Source organism: Acinetobacter colistiniresistens (genome assembly GCF_000413935.1).
Lineage (GTDB): Bacteria > Pseudomonadota > Gammaproteobacteria > Pseudomonadales > Moraxellaceae > Acinetobacter > Acinetobacter colistiniresistens.
Map to the genome: position 1 here is coordinate 323469 of NZ_KE340383.1, position 21435 is coordinate 344903.

The 21435-nt window shown below is 43.8% G+C and carries 18 protein-coding genes, 2 rRNA genes and 1 pseudogene; 12 read left to right on the forward strand and 9 right to left on the reverse strand.

Annotated features, from left to right (window positions below):
• The first annotated feature begins 96 nt into the window (after window positions 1–96).
• From mdtD to F907_RS00955, 9 genes and pseudogenes are all read left to right on the forward strand, one after another.
• Window positions 97–1485, forward strand: a complete 1389-nt coding sequence (mdtD, locus tag F907_RS00990; RefSeq protein ID WP_016653294.1) for a multidrug transporter subunit MdtD — start codon at window positions 97–99, stop codon at window positions 1483–1485.
• Between the two features lie 47 nt (window positions 1486–1532).
• Window positions 1533–2501 carry a hypothetical protein gene (locus F907_RS00985; protein WP_016653295.1) on the forward strand — a complete coding sequence of 323 codons (969 nt, stop codon included), beginning with the start codon at window positions 1533–1535 and terminating at the stop codon, window positions 2499–2501.
• 11 nt (window positions 2502–2512) lie between these two features.
• Entirely contained in the window at window positions 2513–3274 is a 762-nt protein-coding gene (locus F907_RS00980) for a glycoside hydrolase family 25 protein (RefSeq protein ID WP_016653296.1), read from the forward strand.
• On the forward strand, window positions 3264–4331 hold the full coding sequence (dinB, locus tag F907_RS00975) for a DNA polymerase IV (protein WP_016653297.1): 1068 nt from the start codon (window positions 3264–3266) through the stop codon (window positions 4329–4331). Before F907_RS00980 ends, dinB begins: the two co-directional genes overlap by 11 nt.
• Before the next feature lie 304 nt (window positions 4332–4635).
• Window positions 4636–5355: a two-component system response regulator CreB gene (gene creB / locus F907_RS00970; protein WP_016653298.1), complete on the forward strand. Its 720-nt coding sequence runs from the start codon at window positions 4636–4638 to the stop codon at window positions 5353–5355.
• A gap of 3 nt (window positions 5356–5358) precedes the next feature.
• Entirely contained in the window at window positions 5359–6825 is a 1467-nt protein-coding gene (gene creC / locus F907_RS00965) for a two-component system sensor histidine kinase CreC (RefSeq protein ID WP_016653299.1), read from the forward strand.
• 69 nt (window positions 6826–6894) lie between these two features.
• Window positions 6895–7187 (forward strand): annotated as a pseudogene (locus tag F907_RS19335) (hypothetical protein); the annotation flags it as partial.
• A gap of 225 nt (window positions 7188–7412) precedes the next feature.
• Complete coding sequence (locus F907_RS19340) at window positions 7413–7616, forward strand: hypothetical protein (RefSeq protein ID WP_005240328.1); 204 nt, start codon at window positions 7413–7415, stop codon at window positions 7614–7616.
• 76 nt (window positions 7617–7692) lie between these two features.
• Window positions 7693–8049 (forward strand): RidA family protein, encoded by a 357-nt coding sequence (locus tag F907_RS00955; RefSeq protein WP_005240329.1) that lies wholly within the window; start codon window positions 7693–7695, stop codon window positions 8047–8049.
• Here F907_RS00955 and F907_RS00950 read toward each other — a convergent pair.
• The 5 genes from F907_RS00950 to F907_RS00930 form a co-directional block, all read right to left on the reverse strand.
• A complete protein-coding gene (locus F907_RS00950; RefSeq protein WP_005240330.1) occupies window positions 8046–8588 on the reverse strand; it encodes a DUF2726 domain-containing protein in 543 nt (180 codons plus the stop codon). The genes F907_RS00955 and F907_RS00950 overlap by 4 nt on opposite strands.
• 304 nt (window positions 8589–8892) lie before the next feature.
• Window positions 8893–11274: a YgiQ family radical SAM protein gene (locus F907_RS00945; protein WP_005240331.1), complete on the reverse strand. Its 2382-nt coding sequence runs from the start codon at window positions 11272–11274 to the stop codon at window positions 8893–8895.
• 157 nt (window positions 11275–11431) lie between these two features.
• A complete protein-coding gene (locus tag F907_RS00940) occupies window positions 11432–12640 on the reverse strand; it encodes an MFS transporter (protein WP_005240332.1) in 1209 nt (402 codons plus the stop codon).
• 78 nt (window positions 12641–12718) lie between these two features.
• Window positions 12719–13975: an esterase-like activity of phytase family protein gene (locus tag F907_RS00935; protein WP_005240339.1), complete on the reverse strand. Its 1257-nt coding sequence runs from the start codon at window positions 13973–13975 to the stop codon at window positions 12719–12721.
• Window positions 13976–14123: 148 nt separating this feature from the next.
• Window positions 14124–14528 carry a helix-turn-helix domain-containing protein gene (locus tag F907_RS00930; RefSeq protein WP_005240343.1) on the reverse strand — a complete coding sequence of 135 codons (405 nt, stop codon included), beginning with the start codon at window positions 14526–14528 and terminating at the stop codon, window positions 14124–14126.
• An 81-nt stretch (window positions 14529–14609) separates the two neighbouring features.
• On the opposite strand from F907_RS00930, the gene F907_RS00925 reads away from it, so the two are divergent.
• The 3 genes from F907_RS00925 to F907_RS0118225 all read left to right on the forward strand — a co-directional run bounded on the left by F907_RS00925 (window position 14610) and on the right by F907_RS0118225 (window position 16745).
• Window positions 14610–15101: a DUF2938 domain-containing protein gene (locus tag F907_RS00925; protein WP_005240345.1), complete on the forward strand. Its 492-nt coding sequence runs from the start codon at window positions 14610–14612 to the stop codon at window positions 15099–15101.
• A 199-nt stretch (window positions 15102–15300) separates the two neighbouring features.
• Complete coding sequence (locus F907_RS00920) at window positions 15301–15864, forward strand: lytic transglycosylase domain-containing protein (protein WP_005240347.1); 564 nt, start codon at window positions 15301–15303, stop codon at window positions 15862–15864.
• 362 nt (window positions 15865–16226) lie between these two features.
• Window positions 16227–16745, forward strand: coding sequence for a lytic transglycosylase domain-containing protein (locus tag F907_RS0118225; protein ID WP_026040139.1), 519 nt, complete (start codon window positions 16227–16229; stop codon window positions 16743–16745).
• A gap of 63 nt (window positions 16746–16808) precedes the next feature.
• Here the strand turns inward: F907_RS0118225 and cysK are convergent, their stop codons facing one another.
• From cysK to F907_RS00900, 4 genes are all read right to left on the reverse strand, one after another.
• Window positions 16809–17810, reverse strand: a complete 1002-nt coding sequence (gene cysK / locus F907_RS00915) for a cysteine synthase A (protein ID WP_005240351.1) — start codon at window positions 17808–17810, stop codon at window positions 16809–16811.
• A gap of 246 nt (window positions 17811–18056) precedes the next feature.
• Window positions 18057–18599 carry a GNAT family N-acetyltransferase gene (locus tag F907_RS00910; protein ID WP_005240353.1) on the reverse strand — a complete coding sequence of 181 codons (543 nt, stop codon included), beginning with the start codon at window positions 18597–18599 and terminating at the stop codon, window positions 18057–18059.
• A gap of 259 nt (window positions 18600–18858) precedes the next feature.
• Window positions 18859–18973: ribosomal RNA gene (gene rrf / locus F907_RS00905) — 5S ribosomal RNA — on the reverse strand.
• A 174-nt stretch (window positions 18974–19147) separates the two neighbouring features.
• A 23S ribosomal RNA gene (locus F907_RS00900) occupies window positions 19148–21435 on the reverse strand; the annotation flags it as partial.

Here is a 21435-nt window from a genome sequence, read left to right on the forward strand (position 1 = left end):
TTAATGTCATTTCCATGACCACTCCTTGACAATTTTTGTCTTTATTTCACACACAGTTGCATTAAACTAAAACTGGCTTTTTATTCATCATGGCTCATGACAACAACAACACATCAAGCAGTACAGCCTGAATTTCGTCTATTGGTGCTCTTGGTCTCGATTGGCTTTTTTATGCAAGCCTTGGATACCACCATCGTCAATACGGCGATTCCTGCGATGGCCGTACAGCTCAATGAAAACCCATTGCAAATGCATAGTGTCATTGTGGCCTATGTGCTGTCAGTTGCAGCCTGTATTCCACTGAGTGGTTGGTTGGCAGATCGCTTCGGTATCCGGAATACCTATCTCAGTTCCATGGTGATTTTCAGTCTGGCCTCTCTCGGCTGTGGTCTCTCCCAAAATCTAGAACAACTGCTGTTCTTTCGCGTGATACAAGGCCTTGGCGGCGCCTTACTCATGCCTGTCGGGCGTTTAGCCCTGCTAAAGCTGATTCCACGCACACAATTCCTGTCTGCCATGAGTTTAATGAGCCTTGCGGGTCTGGTCGGTCCCTTGCTGGGTCCAACTTTAGGTGGATGGCTAGTTGAAGTCACAACATGGCACTGGATTTTCCTCATCAACATTCCAATGGGCGTGCTGGGCATGATCATGACCCTAAAAGTCATGCCAAATCAAAAAGAACCTACGGTAAAAGCGTTTGACTTCAGTGGTTTCATTTTATTAATGGTGGCAATGGTGGGTCTGTCTTTAGGCATTGAAAATATTGCGGCTTCACAATATTCACGTCTGGTCAGTCTGGTATTACTGGCCAGTGGGCTGATTGCGACCGTGGGCTATGCTTATCATGCCCACAGCCATCAAAATGCGCTCTTTCATGGCCGCTTATTCCGCTACAAGATTTTCTCTATCGGGGTGCTTGGCAATTTCTTTGCCCGTTTGGGCAGCAATGCCATTCCCTTTATTTTGCCTTTGATGCTGCAAGTTGCCTTTGGCTTTGAACCTTTCATTACGGGTTTGATGATGATTCCAATGGTTATAGGCTCATTATTTTCCAAACCCATCGTAAGGCCACTCATTCAGCGTGTTGGTTATCGCCGTTTTCTGCTGACCAATACGGTTCTGGTCGGCTTATGTATTGCCAGCTTTTCACTCATGACCGCAGCAACCCCGCTTTGGTTGAAGGTACTGCATCTGTTTATTTTTGGCACACTCAATTCCTTGCAATTTGTCGGCATGAATACACTCACCCTAAAAGATTTGCCGCAACAGGATGCCAGCAGTGGCAATAGTTTCTTGTCTATGATTATGATGCTCTCAATGAGTATTGGCGTGGCGCTGGCAGGAACACTGATCAATGTATTTGGTCAATACTTTACAACAGCATCGATTAGTACCGCGTTTCATGCCACGCTCGTGACACTGGGCTGTATCAATATTATTACGGCGATGGTGTTTTGGCAGATTCCCAAAGAAACTACCGAATAAGCCAAGAGATCACGCCTCAAACAAATGAAAAGAATAAGGAAAATGACATGATTATTCCTCAGCATTGGGCTGAAGCCAAAATCAAAACCAAGATTGCAGGTCGCCAATACTCACTCAAACGTTTTGGCTGGTCAAATCAAGACCTTGATGCAGCCCAAGCACATGCTGAGCAACGCCTTGCCGAAGCAATTGCAAAGATCAAAGCTGGAGAAAATATTCATCGTATTGATCATAAAGTTGCTTATAACGGTGCAGAAGGCTTACCCATTCGAGAAGAAATCATTGCTCAGCATGATGATGTGATTATCACACGCAATGCATACGGTGCCTTATGTTTAAACACTCCAGATGTATTATTTGCAGATATTGATTTTATTGATACGCCATCTTTTAAACTTCGTTTGATTGCATTTTTAATTCTGTTGCTGAGCTCAATCGCAGCTGCGACCTACCTGATGTCATGGCTGATCTTCGGCATAGGCGCAGTCATCACCCTTCTATTCACAGGTCTTCTCACCAAAGGACTGGCTCGTATCCAAACTCAATTTGCAGGTCGCCCAGAACAACTGACTTTAAAACGTATTCAACAATTCTCCGCACAACACCCAAGCTGGCATTTACGCGTCTATCGTACCCCCAAAGGTTATCGAATCTTAGTGATGCACCAGATCTTCCAACCGAATGGCGATATGGCCCAGCTCCTTTTTGATTCAATCCAAGCCGATCCCAATTATGTCCGTATGTGCAAAAATCAGAACTGTTTCCGTGCCAGAATCAGCCCAAAGCCATGGCGGATCGGTATCAACCGTTTACGCTTAGGTGTATGGCCAGTCAGTGCGGAAAGACAAGCCATTCGGGCGAAGTGGGTTCAAAATTATCAACGGCAGGCTGAACATTATGCTTCTTGCCGATTTGTGGCACAATTGGGCAGTCAGGCCATCAATCTCAAGGCAAAACGAGTACAATCCCTACATGATCAATACTGTAAATCTAACTCCTCTTTAGATATCGCATAATCCTGAACAATATGGTAAAAAAATCTGCGAAGCCTCAGTTTTCACAACATTATCCGACCTATGCCAGTATCGGTTTAGCCGTTATGCTTGGGGTGGTCAGCTACTTTGGCTTGTTCTATCAACAAAAGGCAGTTGCTCAGGATTATTCCATCCGTGGTTTTGATGTTTCCCACCATCAAGGCGAGATTAACTGGAAAAAAATCTCTCCAAGGCAATATCAGTTTGTTTATCTTAAAGCCACCGAAGGCGGTGATTTTAAAGATCAGAACTTCCAGCAGAACTGGCTTAAAGCGCGAGAACAGGGCTTACATGTCGGTGCTTATCATTTCTACCGCCTATGCCGTGACGGCGCCATACAGGCCGAAAACTTTATTGCCACCGTTCCAAACAAAGCAGATGCTTTGCCACCTGTGATCGATTTGGAATATGACAGTAACTGCATCAATACCTATACCAAAGAGCAGCTCTTAAAAGAAATTCAGGTCATGCATGATCAGCTCCATCGGCATTATGGCAAACAACCGATTTTTTATATTTCCAAAAGTTTTTATCATATTGTCTTAATGGGAAATTTTAACAATACCCCACTCTGGGTTAGAGACTATGAAGGTAAACCTGAGCTTAAAGATGGTCGACAATGGCTGTTTTGGCAACATAGTAGTCGAGGCAAAATCTCAGGCGTGCCCAAAGCCGTCGATTTAAATGTTTATGCAGAATCACCGAAACAATGGCGCATGTTTCTAAAAGCACAGGGCATCGAAGATGCCAAATGAGCTACGTAAAATTATCCACATTGATATCGATGCTTTCTATGCCTCGGTTGAGCTCAAAGATCGCCCTGAGCTGAAAGATTTGCCTGTGGTGGTGTCTTCCCACCACCCTCGTGCGGTCATTGCCGCAGCGTCTTATCCAGCCCGTGTCTTTGGCCTTCGTTCTGCTATGTCGATGGGTCAAGCCAAGAAACTGTGTCCACAGGTGGTGGTGATTGAACCCAATTTTGAAAAATATCGTGAGGTTTCAGCACAAATCCATCAGATTTTTCAGCAATATACGACATTAATCGAACCCCTGTCTTTAGATGAAGCCTATCTGGATGTCACTGAAAACCTGAAGAATATCCCCAGTGCCACCGAAGTGGCGGCACAGATTCGTACAGATATTTTTGCAGTCACTGGACTCACCGCTTCTGCTGGTGTCGCACCGAATAAGTTCTTGGCGAAGATTGCCTCGGACTGGAACAAACCCAATGGTTTATTTGTGATTAAGCCTCATCAAGTGCTCAGTTTTATTCAGGATTTGGCGCTGAATAAAATTCCGGGGGTAGGTAAAGTCACTCAAGAAAGACTGCAACAGCTGAATTTACATACCTTGGGTGATCTGCAAAAAATTGAAGAAAATGTGCTGATTCATCATTTTGGTAAATATGGCAAACAACTGTATTTATATGCACAGGGTATTGATCATCGTCCCGTCAAAGCGGAACGGGAGCGTCAACAGATTTCCAAAGAAATTACCTTTGATGAAGATTATACCCTTGCGCAATGCAGCCATGCGTGGCAGCCATTGACCGAACAAGTCTGGCGAAGTTTGAATAAGAAGCAGCTGACTGCTCGCGGTGTAACCGTCAAACTCAAGCTTAAAAATTTCCAAGTGTTACAACACAGTAAAAGTTTTAAGCAGGCGCTACAATCGCAACAGGACTTGGGACAAGTGGTACTGCAACTGTTAGATGAAATGCATATTGACCCAGAATTCCAATTTCGTCTGGTCGGCGTCGGTGTATATCAGTTGCAAGCTGTACAAGAAGAATCACAACTTTCTTTGTGGTAGTGCTGTTTTTTACACAAAAATACCATCCATGCTAAAAATTATGTTTGCTTTTTATCCAGTTTTCAGTACTCTAAGCAACGCAGTAACATTATCCTTGTTATTCGCTTTGCTAAAGAAAACCTCACTTTTAGCATCTGCTCCTGTGGTTGGCGTGACGATCAAATCCGAAGATTACAGGGCACTTCAGGTCTTCTTTCTCTATCCTCTTCTTGCTATAAAAAATTCCATATTTCCCTCTACGCGTTAGCATGACTTCAGTTAAACTCAGCAGATAAAACTAGAAAATTCTGTATGTATATACCCTATGAAGCAAAAACAAATACTTTGTGTTGAAGATGAAGCCGCAATTGTCCTGCCCCTGCGTTACGCACTTGAGCGTGAAGGCTGGTCCGTCAGTTGGGCCAATACAGGTACACAAGCATTGCAACTTCTGGCACAGCAATCCTTTGATTTTATTATTTTAGATGTAGGCCTCCCAGATCTAAATGGCTTTGAAGTCTGCAAACAACTACGTCAGAAAGATCACACCCCTTTACTGTTCTTAACGGCACGTGATGATGAAATTGATCGGGTGGTTGGCCTCGAAATTGGCGCCGATGATTATTGCACTAAGCCCTTTAGTGCGCGTGAAATTGTCGCCAGAATCAAGGCCATTTGGCGCAGAATGGAAATTCAAACTCAGCCAGTTACAGCCTCTGTAGTAACAACGGAAACTGAAGTTATTGTGCAATCGGCAACTTGGTTATGTCACCCACAGTCCTTGCAGATTCATTATCATGGTCAGGTGCTACAGCTCACTCGTTATGAATACCGCTTGTTATTCCTACTGATTCAACATCCGGAGCAAGTATTTAGTCGCCAACAATTGATGGATCATATTTGGGAATATCCAGAGCATAGTCTGGAGCGAACGGTCGATACCCATATCAAAAGCTTAAGACAAAAACTCAAACAGATTACCCCACAGGATGACCCAATTCGCACCCATCGTGGTTTTGGCTATAGTTTGGCGAAGTTGAGTTAAAGCATGTCGATCTTTGTCCGTATCTGGTTTTTCTTTAGCTTGGTGGTGGTCCTGAGTCTGGGCTTTATCGCCTATACTTTGACCCAACAAGTAAAACCGAATGTACGGCAAGTGGTAGAAGATACTCTCGCTGAAAATGCCAACATCATTGCCCAACTGATTGCGGAAGATGTCTATCAGCACCAAGTCGACACCCCAGAATTTGATCAAAAAATTCAGGCTGCTTTATCCCGTCAACTAAATGCCACCATTTGGCAGTATCGCAAAGAACAAATTAATCAGCAGTTGTATATCACTGATCCCAAAGGTATTGTGACCTATGATTCAGAGGGGCAAGCCGTCGGACAAGACTATTCTAAATGGAATGATGTTTACTTAACCCTACGCGGCAAATACGGCGCACGTTCGACTGCAACCAATCCTTATGACAACAATAGCAGCGTCATGCATATTGCAGCACCTATTATTTATGATCAGCAATTATTGGGGGTTGTCAGTATTGGCAAACCCAATCAATCGGTACAGCCTTATATTGAGCGTGCCGAACAGCAACTGATCTATCAGGCCCTCTGGATTGCAGCACTCAGTTTGCTCTTGGCCAGTATGGTGGCCTATTGGCTCAGACATAGTATTGATCGGGTACGTCGTTATGCGCAGGCACTCGCACCTGTGAATCAGGCGCCATTCTTCTATTCCGCCAAAGAGCTCAACCAAGTGACTCAGGCACTGAGTGAAATGCGAGAGAAGCTGGAAGATCGAGGCTATGTGGAAAACTACGTCAATACACTCACCCACGAACTCAAAAGCCCGCTTACTGCCATTCAAGCCAGCGCTGAACTGCTTCAAGATGATTTACCCTTGGCAGATCAACAGCAATTTGCATTGCATATTGTTGAGCAAAGCCAACGTTTGCAGTCTTTGGTTGAACGGATGCTACTACTCACACGACTCGAAAAAAACCAGCATGTCTTAGAGTTTCAATCGGTCGATCTGAATCAACTGATTCAGCAGTGTGTTCAGCAACAACTGAGTGCGCTACAACGGAAACAGCTCCAAATCCAGCTTGACCTGCCTAAATACTGTTCAATCTATGCTGATCCATTTTGGTTGAAACAGGCATTGAATAATCTGTTAGACAACGCCAGAGATTTTTGTCCGGCACAAGGAAAAATCGCTGTTCAGCTTCAACAAGATCCTGTACATGACCGTATTACCCTATTGTTTTTTAATGAAGCTGAGTCCATTCCTGAATACGCCTTGACTCGTGTGTTTGAAACTTATTTTTCCCTGCCGCGCCCACATAATCAGCAGCGTAGTACTGGGATTGGCCTCAGTATCGTCAAGCAGATAATTCAACAGCATCAAGGTCAGATTAATATTCGGAATATTCAGGCCAATACACTCGACTTCTTGCACACGCATCATGCAGGCGTACTTCTGACGATCACACTTCACACAAACTTCACTTAAGCTTCAGACTAAGCTCATCCGAAGTGCATCTCCGATCGAGATACTGGTCATATTACCATGAACCGTGACATGCGCCACAATTTCATTAGTTTTAAAATCGGAGCGATTTTATTGCTGATTTTTATATCGGTTTATTTTTTATTTCAAGTTTGGTCTCTAAACATCAAAGCCATCAACAACAGCTGATTCATGACCTTGCCCATGAACCCCAACGTGATGATCTCTGGAAACAAGCTGAAATTATTTTTTCGCTCTAAGCTGCGCGAGGGCTCAATGCCAAGCCAATCTTCAATATTGATGGAAAAACCTATACGTTTGATTTTTTTAGAACAAAGCCAAGAACAACGGGGGTTGATCTGGTGCAGCGTCAAGCTGACTGGACAAATATTGCACTGGTTACAATAGTCACAAGCTGTGTTGTTTGTGCTGTTACGTTCAATCCTGTCCTTGCTTGATTGCCTCTGTCATGTTTCTTACTCGTCCATGTCAATTGGTATCAATCTGAACAAGCAAGGTATTAACACTATTCGGGTCGGGCGAAACCATGCTTTCGCCCATTTTTGATAAAATTTCATAGGAATAAAAAGATGTATCAAGCCACTTATTCAGCATTAAGCCAACTCAAACAACTTTGTCCTGCACACAGTTCTATTGCAAGTTGCTTGAATCAGCTACGACAAGCTCAAATTCAGTTTTTAAATCTGGGGAATATTGTTATCTGCCCACAACAAAGCTGCATTTTATTTTTTAAAAAACGCCATTTAATGGAAATAGAAACTTTTTCAGCCTGATTTATACAAAATTACACTGTGCCTGAATCGCATCAAGTACAATCCAGTCTCTATATTTTTTGATTCAGGAATAACAATGTCTGTGCAACGACTTCATGTCACTTCACGTTATTGCGAAGTCGCAATTTCAGGAAATCTAGTTCATTTAGCAGGTCAATTGGCAGATGACACCAGCGTCGATGTAACTGCACAGACCCAGCAAACCTTAGACAATATTGACCGCTTACTTGCTGAAGCAGGAACTGATAAGACCCATATTTTATCAGTGATTATCTTTTTAAAAGACATCGAAAAAGATTATGCCGCCATGAATAGCGTCTGGGATGCATGGATTGCAGCAGGTCATCCGCCAGCACGTACCTGCGTCGAGTCTAAACTCTACGCACCAGATGTACTGGTTGAGATGACTGTCACTGCAGTACGTCCAGATTAATAAGATTTCATCGCAAATTCATTATATTTCATCATTCGATCCGCTTTAGCCATCGACATTGAAGTAGAAGTGGAGATAGTTACAACTGAAGCAGGTTCAAACAGATCTGGCACTAAATCTTGTCTGAGTTCTTGTTCCGTTGGAATACTGCTATAGCGCAACACACGATAGCCTGCTAACTCCAACAGGCTGTCCTGATAATGTTTTTGATGTAGACGATTGACATAAGATTCGTCGGCAATTTCAATAATTGCAAGCACTTGGTGTTGTTGGTCTAAGACCACAAAGTCGGCCACCAAACCTTGATATTTACGCCGTGTGTGGGCAAATTTAGTGGTAAGTAAGGCATCAAAAGAAACATGTGCCAAGACTGTATGACGTGGCAAAACCGCTTGTAAACGCATCAGTGTAATTTGTTCAGCGATATTGAGAATACCACGACGTTTGAGTGGACTATCCTGACGCCTGTTTTGTTGTAGGCGGCGCAACGCAAGCGCTGCGATTAACAGCAGCCCAACTATTGTTATAAAATAATACATTTCTAACCAATCCCTTTAGATTTTTTATAATCATTTTGGCTTTAAGCCAATTTTTTTAATCAAGAACAGCGATAGCAAAATCATTTTGCAGTGCAAACTTAAGTTTTTTAATCGTGTTTTGCTAGACGACCTAAGTCGTAAAAGCCCTCTGCCCTTTATTTATAATCATTCGCTATTCAATATTCAAGTCGTTATTGTCAGTTTATGTTTCCTTAGGCGACAGTTTTATGATCAAATTGTGAGCGCTTATGCCGAGCCGAAAAAAAGCAGGCATGATCTGGATCATGCCTGCTGTAATATCGAATTAACGAGCTGCTTTGGTTTTCGGCTTGGTTTTACCAGAGAATGGTCTTTTCTCACCTGTTTCACGTGGTGGTAAGCCATTATGCTGAGTTAACACCTGTCCTTTCTGTGGGCGCTTTTGTCCTGATTGTGGGCGAGATTGGCTCTGACCACGTTTGGCCGAATCTCCCGCCACAGAGGAGTTCTTCTTGCGCGCTGATTTATATTCACCCTCAGCTGTACCTTGCGGCTGATAGGTTGGAATCAAATGCTGTTTTGAGTTACCGATCAGATCGGCACGCCCCATGTCTTTCAAGGCTTCGCGCAATAAAGGCCAGTTATTTGGATCATGATAACGTAAAAATGCCTTGTGCAGACGGCGACGCTTTTCACCTTTGACGATATCGACATTTTCAGTATAGCGCGCCACTTTAGACAGCGGGTTCTTACCTGAATAATACATGGTGGTCGCAGTGGCCATTGGCGATGGATAGAAGGTTTGAACCTGATCGGCGCGGAAACCATTCTTCTTCAACCAAATTGCCAGATTCATCATGTCATAATCCGTGGTACCCGGATGCGCAGCAATGAAGTATGGAATTAAATATTGTTCCTTACCAGCTTCCTTACTGAAACGCTCAAACATTTGTTTAAAACGATCATACGTTCCAATCCCCGGTTTCATCATCTTCGATAACGGGCCAGTTTCAGTATGCTCAGGCGCAATTTTCAGATAACCACCGACATGATGCTGCACCAATTCTTTAACATATTCAGGATTCAATACTGCAAGGTCATAACGCAGCCCTGAACCAATCAGAATCTTCTTCACGCCTTTGATTTCACGAGCTTTACGATACAGCTGAACCAAAGGTGCATGGTCGGTATGTAGGTTTTGACACACTCCTGGATAGACACAAGACGGTTTACGACAATTCTTTTCGATCTCAGGATCGTTACAGTGTAAACGGTACATGTTGGCGGTTGGACCACCTAAGTCCGAGATAATGCCCGTGAAGTTGGGTGCCGTATCACGGATCTTTTCAATTTCACGTAAAATTGAATCTTCCGAACGGTTTTGAATAATCCGGCCTTCATGTTCAGTGATCGAACAGAAAGTACAACCACCAAAACAACCACGCATGATATTGACCGAGAATTTGATCATATCAAAAGCAGGGAAACGCGCATTCTCATAGGTCGGATGAGGGAGACGTGCGTAAGGCAAGTCAAACACATAATCCATTTCCTCCGTCGTCAGAGGAATTGGAGGTGGATTGATCCAGACATCACGTTCGCCATGACGCTGTACCAAGGCACGCGCATTACCAGGATTGGTTTCCAAATGCAAAATACGGTTGGCATGTGCATATAGCACATGATCATCAGCTACCTCTTCAAAAGAAGGTAAACGAATCACCGCCAACTCACGTGGAGGCAATTTATGTTTAATCGCTTTGGATGGTGCAGGCTTTAACTGCACAATCTGGGTATCTGGATCAAGCTGATCGCCTTCACGAACAATCGGATTGGCAACAATTTCTTTTTGGAAGTTTTGATATTGTGCCAGTGAGTTGCCTTTTTCTTTTTCAACTTCACAGCCATCAATATCTTCAGTCATGACATAAGGATTGATAATTGGATCGACACGTCCAATGGTATCCACATCATTGCTGGCGATTTCAACGAATTTGGCTTTCGAGGCTTTATTGTGTTTATTAATAATAAATGCGGTACCACGAACATCGGTAATCTCGTGGATTTTCTCGCCCTTGGCTAAGCGATGCATGACATCAATAATCGCACGTTCACCATTGCCATACATCAATAGATCAGCTTTAGAATCCATCAAAATAGAGCGGCGAACTTTATCTGACCAATAGTCATAATGTGCAATACGACGCAAGCTGCCTTCAATCCCACCCAGCAAGACTGGCACATCTGGGAAAGCCTCACGACAACGCTGACAGTAAACTGTTGCTGCACGGTCTGGACGTTTATTCGGCTCATTGTTTGGTGAATAGGCATCATCCGAACGGATTTTACGATCTGCCGTATAACGGTTGATCATCGAATCCATGTTGCCCGCAGTCACCCCCCATGCAATGGTTGGCTTACCGAGCACACGAAAACTCTCCACATTGGTCCAGTCTGGCTGTGCAATAATCCCGACACGGAAGCCTTGAGCTTCAAGCACACGCCCAATCACACCCGATACAAAAGAGGGATGGTCAATATAGGCATCGCCACACACCAGAATAAAGTCACATGCATCCCAGCCGAGTAGATCCATTTCTTCTCGAGACATCGGCAAAAATGGTGCAGGTTCAAAACACGACGCCCAATATTTGTCGTAATCAAACAGCGCTTTTGGCGCAGTCTGCATGGTGTAGGCAGTAGACATGGCTTGCGAATCTCGGCTAGCAGATGGAGGAGAGACATCTAAAGATGAAAGCCGATCATTTTAACATGAATTTCATTCATTTTCCCTGTTTATAAAACATTCAGGAACAAGGAGATAACAAATTATTTGTACAAAGATTAAGCAAGGCCAAGATCGCTTAGCCATTTTGGGGAAATTGAGCTAACTTCACCGCCAAGTAAAGCCCAAACATTAAAACCACAGCAACCATGAAATTAATTCCACCCCAGCCAAAGTTTTCCCAAACTAAACCACCACTACTGCCCAGTAAACTCGAGCCGATGTAATAGCAGAATAAATACAGCGAAGACGCCACGGCACGATATTGCACTGCCTGCACCGACACCCAGCTACTGGCCGTGGAATGCGCTGCAAAAAATGAAAAGGTAAAAATGGTAAGGCCCAATAAAATCGTCCAAAGCGATGGAATCAAGGTAATTAATAAACCAATGATCATTATGACTAACAAAACCGGCAGAACTTTATCACGCCCATATTTAAAGCCCCATTGTGCAGCTTTAGGTGAACTATAAATTCCAGCCAAGTAGGCAATTGAAATCAGACCAATCCATGTTTGCGATAAATGAAATGGCGCTTCTAATAAGTGGTAACTGATATAGTTAAATACTGTGACCAGGCAGCCCATCAGAATAAAGCCTTGCGCAAATAAAATCCGTAGTTTGGGATCTTTTAAATTTTGCTCAAACGCTGCTTTAAAACGTGAAAATCGAAACGGGAACGGCTTGAAATGCTGTGATTTAGGTAATAATAAATAGAATAAACAGGCAATCAGCAGATTCAGAAAGCCAATAATATAAGTCGCTGATTGCCAAGAAATAAAATCGACCAACACACCAGCGATCAGACGTCCCCCCATTCCCCCAATCGCTGTACCAGAAATATATAAGCCCATGGCAAAACCGATATCCTGCTGTGCAATCTCCTCTCCGATATAGGTCATTGCCACTGCGGCAACACCACTCACGGCCAAACCAATCAAAACACGAGTGGTCAGGAAAATTTCCCAAACAGGAAAAGAAGCACTGATCAGCAATAAAATCGAGACCAGAACCAAAGCAAATACCATGATCGGTTTACGCCCAAAGCGATCAGAAATAAAACCGGTAAACAGCAAACCAATCGCCAGTGCAATGGTCGAAAAGGATAAGGGAAAACTACTGTGGGTCGGGGTGACATGAAAGAATTTTGCGAAAATCGGCATCATCGGCTGTACACAGTACAAAGAGGAAAATGATGCAAAACCGGCAAAGAACAATGACCATAAAATCGCAGTAAACGATTTTGAACCATACTCAATATGGGTTGGGCGCAACACTGATTCAGACATGAGAACTCCTTATGCCCGATCAGTATACGCCCTCAGCCAAAATGCGGAATGATCATTTCGGCTATTTTTACCTAATGTTTAAAATAATGCTTTGGGCAAGCGAATCTGAATGATTTCATTATCATCCGCGAGTTTAGCATTCCGTCCAGAAGAACCAGGGAAGTTATTGTCATTCAGTACCGTCAAAGTCGTAGCATTTTCAATGATCACATCCTCAATGGTTTCAAATGGGAAAGCAAACACCTTACCTGTTCCGATATCACCAGTCCGTGCAGTGCCATACAAGCCATTTGGATTGGCAATTTTCATTAAATCCACCAGATCTTCACGTGCGACGGCTTGCTTCGGCTCATTGAATTTAATTCGGATCAGCTTTTTATAGCCGCCCAGATTATTCTGGCTGACATCACGTTCAATAATGATACCTTCTTTGTCATTGAATAATTGGAAATCTCCAATATTGGTGGCTTTACTATCCAGTACAAACCAATAATAAACACCTGTATAGGTCTTTTTCTGTAGATCAAATTGGGAGATCAGTAATCTGCCTGTCGAGTCATTGACGAGAGGCTTTTCTAGCAATGGATACAGATACTTGCCATCTGGTGAAATCGCCATGCCTTCAAAACCACTACTGCGTCCAACCAAGGGTTCAACATAATTGATCTTGGCTTTATTCAATTGATTTTGCGGCGAACGTAATTCTTGCGCTGGATTCATTGGATTTGGCAATCCAATCGGTGCATCAAGTAACACTCCATCTGCAGAGAAGTGTAGTAAATAAGGACCAAATTCCTCACCGATCCAATAACTACCATCAGGCGCACGCTGCATGGATTCAGGGTCGAAATCCGCCCCAGTCAATAATCGCTCTGGCGTATTGCCATTTACAATCTCAAAAGGAACCAATTTATTTGGGTCTCGTAATTGGATAAAACTTTGTACTTGTACCTGTCCTGTCCCTTTGCTCTTGGTTTTAAAGTCAGCTTTGAGTTTATAAATTCTTAATAAGAAATCGGCTGAATTCTCCTGTGTACCAAAACCGTTATCGGCCATGGCCATATAACTACCATCAGCATTTTTCAACGCGGCTGAAAAGCCTTGGACAGGCTGCCCTTTGAAAGGTGGATAAATGCCATTGGCGCCACTGACGGCTAGACCTGAATCGGGTCCAGCGGCATAAGTAGCCACAGGAAGTTTAGCAAAAGCGACCAATGTCGGTTCAGTGACTGGGTCTGTCGAGGTATTCTGGTCTTGATTATTATTGTCATCATTACAGCCGGTTAAACCCAAAGCTGTGCAGCAAAATAAGGCCAATAAAGTTTTCTTGTTCATTGTTTTATACGTTTGGTAAAAATTAGACAAATTTAAACAAGTTTTTATGACGCTTTTACTGCAATAAAATGAAGTCTTTATGGCGAAAAGATGACAATCACGCTTGGTTTTTCTCTCTAAGCGCAACCAATTGTCACCATATCCTATTCTAAAGTTTGGTCGGCTGATATTCCCCGGCAATTGCAGCTTTAAGCAACTTTTGAAAGGTTGGACATTGCAGATGATGTGCTGCGGGACAAATGGCTGCATGTCGAAGTCCTTCACTGATAAAATGCAACCGCCGCATCATCTGTTCAAGTTGTTCCGCTTTTTTATTCAACATGTTTCGATCTAATTGAGGCTGACCATCTTGATCAAACATCTGTGCAATTTCAGTTAAGGAAAAACCTGCTGTCCGCCCCAAAGCAATCAATGCCAATTGATCCAAAACTTGTTTGCCATATTGTCGGCGTAAGCCATGACGACCAATCGATTTAATCAAACCTTTTTCTTCATAAAAACGTAGTGTCGATGTTGCAACATTCGCTTTTTTTGCAACTTCACCAATATCCATACATCCACCTTGACTTCAAGTTGACTTGAACTTGCACACTGTCTTTATCTCTTTTTGTATAGAAAAAATCAAGGTGTAAAAATGCAAACTGTCGAACTGTTTTTTCAAATATTTTGTCTCGGGATTGGTACGACCATCCTCATGGATTTATGGCTTCTAGTTTTAAAAAAACTCAATCAGCCCATCTTAAATTTTACCCTGCTGGGTCGTTGGGTCGGCTGGATGCTTCGCGGCAAATTTCGGCATCAATCGATTGCCCAAAGCCCCGCCATTCGACATGAATATGCATTGGGTTGGCTGGCGCATTACAGTGTCGGCATCCTGTTTGCATTTGGCTTTATTTTAATGATAGGCAAACAATGGCTGTTACAGCCCCAATTTTATTCCGCTTTTTGTTTTGGTCTGATCACGGTGCTCATGCCTTTTCTAATCATGCAACCCGCCATGGGTGCGGGGATTGCTTCATCCAAAACCCCACACCCCTTGCAAAACAGCCTTCGAAGTCTGCTCAATCACGCTATTTTCGGTTGCGGTTTATACCTCATGGCTCAGCTATTGCAACGGTTCAACTAAGACACACAAAACCTGCTCGTTGACAGGAATGAACGGCAACCAACCCTATCGGAGAAAGCCTCAACAGGAGATCGGGGCTTTTTTCTTCAGCTGAATAGCTAAAATTAAACGATTTACCCAAACAGATTACATTGACTCACATCAACTTGCTCCCTACCATCCGCATGTTTTTTATATTTGATGGTCAAATTGTTTCACGATGATAATTTACAACAAATTTTCTTTTTCTTGTTTTCAAATCTCTTTTGCCAAATTAACTCTCATTGTTTTTAGTACTTATCTCACTGTGGCTTGTACCAGCACCAAAGTTGCTACAGTTAATCACTCTCAAAAGCTTGCTTCAGGCATTCAAAGTGCTTTTTCAGTTTCACCAACAACGGCAAATCGCGTTGCACCGATCATTCTGCAAACGGCCGAGCGCCATAATATTTCACCCCATTTGCTTGCAGCCGTGATTCGTCAAGAATCCAGCTATAGAACTCGTGCACGTTCTTCAGCTGATGCGGTCGGATTAACCCAAGTCCGACCAAAATTCTGGCAACAGTTCTGTCCTGGTGATTTATATGATGAACACGTCAACATCAATTGTGGTGCCTACATTTTAGCGAACTATTATCAATCCACAGGCGATTGGTCAAAAGCACTTGGCTACTACAATGTTGGACCTACAGGTTATCGAAGAAGTCCCTATATGCGCCAGCAAGCTGAACGCTATGCCAACTCGGTTAAACGGCATGAACAAAGCTTAAAAGCAGCGCTATAATGTATTGTTGTCAGTCAAAACCTACATAAACTGTGGTGATTCGCGAATATCTAAGATGGCACAATTGCCCTAATCTGTTCATCATACAGAGATAGGATGTCTCATTCAGAACAACAAGAAACACTGGATGTGGTCGTTGACAGGAGTTGGCGGCAAGAAACCAAATATGAGAAAGCCTCGACAGGATGTCGGGGCTTTTTTATGTTCAGGTCGAGTCCAATCATTACGGTAAAATAACTGCTATTGACTCCCCTAAACCGAGTGCATACCATCCTTATAATTTTGTTTGGTATCGGGTCTTGGTTTTGCACATCACATCAACTTCATCTGATCAACACACGGCCTTTAAACCGTTCGCCTTCATCATTTTAAAGATCAGCCTTGTTGTGCTTGCAATCAGTCTATCTGCCTGTAGTAGTTTAAGTGGCTCCTTTGCCAATCGCTCAAATCAGCTTTCATCAGGCTTACAAAATGCCTATTCGGTTTCCCCGACGACCGCCAATCGCTTATCGCCGATAATCATTCAAAGTGCTGAACGTTATGAAGTCTCACCTACACTGCTCGCAGCTCTGATCCGCCAAGAATCCAACTACAATAGTGCGGCCCGTTCACCCACAGGTGCAATAGGCTTAACCCAAATCATTTCCAGTCATTGGCGTCAGTCCTGCCCAGGCAATCTCTATGATGAGAATGTCAATATTAACTGTGGTGCACATGTACTCTCGACTTACTACAGATCAGCAGGTAGCTGGTCTAAAGCTGTGGCCTATTACAATGTCGGACCAACCGGCTATGAACGCAGTTTCTGGACCCGCCATAAAGCCAAAAAATATGCACGCTCCGTCAAACGCCACGAAAAAACCCTAAAGAAAGCACTTTAAAATCAATTAAGACTAAAAAACCATGCGCTTAGGCATGGTTTTTTTATGAGCTGAAGAATGAAATTAAGCGTCGTCAAATAAACCTTCAAATAACACTGAAGATAAATAACGCTCGCCACTATCAGGCAAGATCACCACAATGGTTTTGCCTGCATTTTCAGGACGTTCAGCAATTTGCGCTGCCGCCGCTAATGCTGCGCCACTCGAGATACCGACCAAGATGCCTTCTTGTGTTGCACACTTTCTTGCCCACTCAATCGCATCTGCGCTATTCACAGGTAATACTTCATCAACCAAATCAAGGTCTAAGTTTTTAGGAATAAAGTTCGCGCCAATGCCTTGGATTTTATGGGGTGCAGGGGTGATGCTTTCGCCACGTTTGGTTTGAGTGATAATGGGTGATTCGGCGGGTTCAACAGCAACTGAATAGAGCGGCTTATTCTGAACTTGCTCAAAATAACGTGAAATCCCAGTAATGGTACCACCCGTTCCTACACCCGCAACCAAGATATCAACTTGACCATTGGTAGCCTGCCAGATTTCAGGACCGGTGGTATCAACATGAATCTGTGGATTGGCTGGATTTTCAAATTGCTGTGGCAAGAAATATTGTTCTGGATTTTCCGTTGCTAGACGAACTGCCTCATCTACTGCACCTTTCATGCCTTTGGCAGGATCAGTCAACACCAGATGTGCACCTAATGCCTTTAACACCTTTCTACGCTCTAAGCTCATACTGGCTGGCATTGTTAAGGTAATCGGATAACCTTTGGCTGCCGCAACAAACGCCAATGCAATCCCTGTATTACCACTGGTTGGCTCCACAATATGCATACCTGCTTTAAGTACACCACGTTTCTCCGCATCTGCGATCAACGCTGCGCCAATACGGCATTTCACTGAAAATGCGGGGTTACGGCTTTCAACTTTTGCCAGTACAGTTGCGCCTGTTTTGATCAGACGATTAATACGAACTAAAGGTGTATTACCAATCGCTTCGGCATTATTGGAATAAACTGCGATACCTAGGTTGGCAGGTACTGGAAATTGTTGATCGGTCGACATGTTATTTCCTTATTAGATTTGGAATGATTCTCAATCATTATAGGCTTGTCAGCCAAGGAGAAAAGCAGAAAACGTTAAGATTTATGAAAAGTTATAATCTTCAATGATATAAAAGATTAAATGAGCAATTAATCTCATTCTGCTAACAAATTTTTTTTATTTTTAAATCAAACTATATCTAATTCTATCTTTATATATGCCTCTTATTAGCATAATTTCAGTCAGGGTTGTGGATTAAGCTAGGGATTACCAGAGCTCACCTTCTCGCCAATCAGCGCAAATCGTATCATCAGCTGTACTACGTGACGGCAACTCTTTCAGTTGAATACTCAATGGATACAGCATGATTTCATTCTCATCGGTCAGATAAGTAGACCTATCTTGCTGAATATATAAATCCCCCAACCAAGAAGTCCAGCCTAATTTTTTATAGAATGCATCATTTTCAGGCTGTAATGCGGCAAGTTCATAACCCAAGCGAGTTAAGGCATCGACCAAATATCTTAATAATTGTGATGCTAATCCTTTACCCCGCATCATTTCATCAGTCGTCACGTATTCAACATAAGCAGTTTTTACCTGATGATTACCATGAATAGTGAAAACTCTATCTGTCCATAGGGCATGCGATACAATTTTTTCGTCCAAGATACCGACGAGATGAGTAGCTGTTTGCATGAAAGCATATTGGCTCCAAGGATCCTCATCAAAAGCAGCAAAACACAACTTGGCAATCTGTTGTCGCTGTTGTGGCTCTAGGTCTCGGGCTGCGATAATTTTAAACTGCATAGCAAAGGCTCAATTCAAATTGAATGTATTTTAGGCAAGGATTAGGATAAAATGAAGTATTTTTAGTCAAATCTAATTAAAACAAATGGATATATCATTAAAAACCCTAAATAGGCGCTTCCGATAGCAAATAAAAGTGTATGGAAAATCATATCAGGCCTAATAGCATTTCTTATTTACGTCTTTTTAGATATTAAATTATATTTTCCCAATAAAAAAACACCCCCAACTGTTATGTTGGGGGTGTTTAGTATTTAAAAGCTGGCGATGACTTACTCTCACATGGCAAGTGCCACACTACCATCAGCGCTAAGAGGTTTCACTTCTGAGTTCGGGAAGGGATCAGGTGGTTCACTCTTGCTATTGTCGCCAGCAAACTGTTGTGGTGCTTTCGGGTCTTATTCGTAGTGTATTCACTACATGCCTTACTTACGGTCCAAAGAGTTATTAACGGATTAGTTAATTGAGTCGGTATTGTAACTAGTTTTCACACTAAATCAAGTTATGTATTGAATTTATCTTGAATACAACAACTGTTTGGGTGTTGTATAGTCAAGCCTCACGAGCAATTAGTATTGGTCAGCTTCACACGTCACCGTGCTTCCACACCCAACCTATCAACGTCCTAGTCTCGAACGGCTCTTTAGAGGAATAAATTCCTAGGGAAATCTTATCTTGAGGTAGGCTTCCCGCTTAGATGCTTTCAGCGGTTATCCCTTCCGAACATAGCTACCCGGCGATGCGACTGGCGTCACAACCGGTACACCAGAGGTTCGTCCACTCTGGTCCTCTCGTACTAGGAGCAGATCCTCTCAAATTTCCAGCGCCCACGGTAGATAGGGACCGAACTGTCTCACGACGTTCTAAACCCAGCTCGCGTACCTCTTTAAATGGCGAACAGCCATACCCTTGGGACCTGCTTCAGCCCCAGGATGAGATGAGCCGACATCGAGGTGCCAAACACCGCCGTCGATATGAACTCTTGGGCGGTATCAGCCTGTTATCCCCAGAGTACCTTTTATCCGTTGAGCGATGGCCCTTCCATACAGAACCACCGGATCACTAAGACCTACTTTCGTACCTGCTCGACTTGTGGGTCTCGCAGTTAAGCGCGCTTTTGCCTTTATACTCTACGCGTGATTTCCGACCACGCTGAGCGCACCTTCGTACTCCTCCGTTACTCTTTAGGAGGAGACCGCCCCAGTCAAACTACCCACCAGACATGGTCCTCGCCCCGGATTACGGGGCAGAGTTAGAACCTCAACATTACCAGGGTGGTATTTCAAGGACGGCTCCATTAGAACTAGCGTTCTAACTTCAAAGCCTCCCACCTATCCTACACAAGTAAGGTCAAAGTTCAATGTCAAGCTGCAGTAAAGGTTCACGGGGTCTTTCCGTCTAGCCGCGGGTACACTGCATCTTCACAGCGATTTCGATTTCACTGAGCCTCTGCTGGAGACAGCGCCGCCATCATTATGCCATTCGTGCAGGTCGGAACTTACCCGACAAGGAATTTCGCTACCTTAGGACCGTTATAGTTACGGCCGCCGTTTACTGGGGCTTCGATCAAGAGCTTCGCTTACGCTAACCCCATCAATTAACCTTCCAGCACCGGGCAGGCATCACACCCTATACGTCCACTTTCGTGTTTGCAGAGTGCTATGTTTTTAATAAACAGTTGCAGCGGCCTGGTTTCTGTGGCTGCCAATAGCTCAGGGAGCAAGTCCCATCACCGTCAGCAGCGTACCTTCTCCCGAAGTTACGGTACCATTTTGCCTAGTTCCTTCAGCAGAGTTCTCTCAAGCGCTTTGGTCTACTCGACCTGACCACCTGTGTCGGTTTCGGGTACGATTCCTGTGTAACTGAAGCTTAGAGACTTTTCCTGGAAGCATGGTATCAGCCACTTCACTGTACAAGTACAGCTTGCTATCAGCTCTCAGCATAGAGCACCCCGGATTTGCCTAAGATGCATGCCTACTGCCTTCCACCTGGACAACCAACGCCAGGCTGACTTAACCTTCTCCGTCCTCTCATCGCATTACACAGAAGTATTGGAATATTAACCAATTTCCCATCGACTACGCCTCTCGGCCTCGCCTTAGGGGTCGACTCACCCAGCCCCGATTAACGTTGGACTGGAACCCTTGGTCTTTCAGCGAACGGGTTTTTCACCCGTTTTGTCGTTACTCACGTCAGCATTCGCACTTCTGATACCTCCAGCATACTTCTCAATACACCTTCATCGGCTTACAGAACGCTCCCCTACCACTTGACTTAAAGTCAAATCCGCAGCTTCGGCACATAGTTTTAGCCCCGTTACATCTTCCGCGCAGGCCGACTCGACTAGTGAGCTATTACGCTTTCTTTAAAGGGTGGCTGCTTCTAAGCCAACCTCCTAGCTGTCTATGCCTTCCCACATCGTTTCCCACTTAACTATGATTTTGGGGCCTTAGCTGGCGGTCTGGATTGTTTTCCTCTTGACTACGGACGTTAGCACCCGCAGTCTGTCTCCCGGATAGTACTCATTGGTATTCGGAGTTTGCATCGGTTTGGTAAGTCGGGATGACCCCCTAGCCGAAACAGTGCTCTACCCCCAATGGTATTCGTCCGAGGCGCTACCTAAATAGCTTTCGGGGAGAACCAGCTATCACCAGGCTTGATTAGCCTTTCACCCCTATCCACAAGTCATCCCCTGGCTTTTCAACGACAGTGGGTTCGGTCCTCCAGTTAGTGTTACCCAACCTTCAACCTGCTCATGGATAGATCGCCTGGTTTCGGGTCTATACCCAGCAACTAAACGCCCTATTAAGACTCGATTTCTCTACGGCTCCCCTAT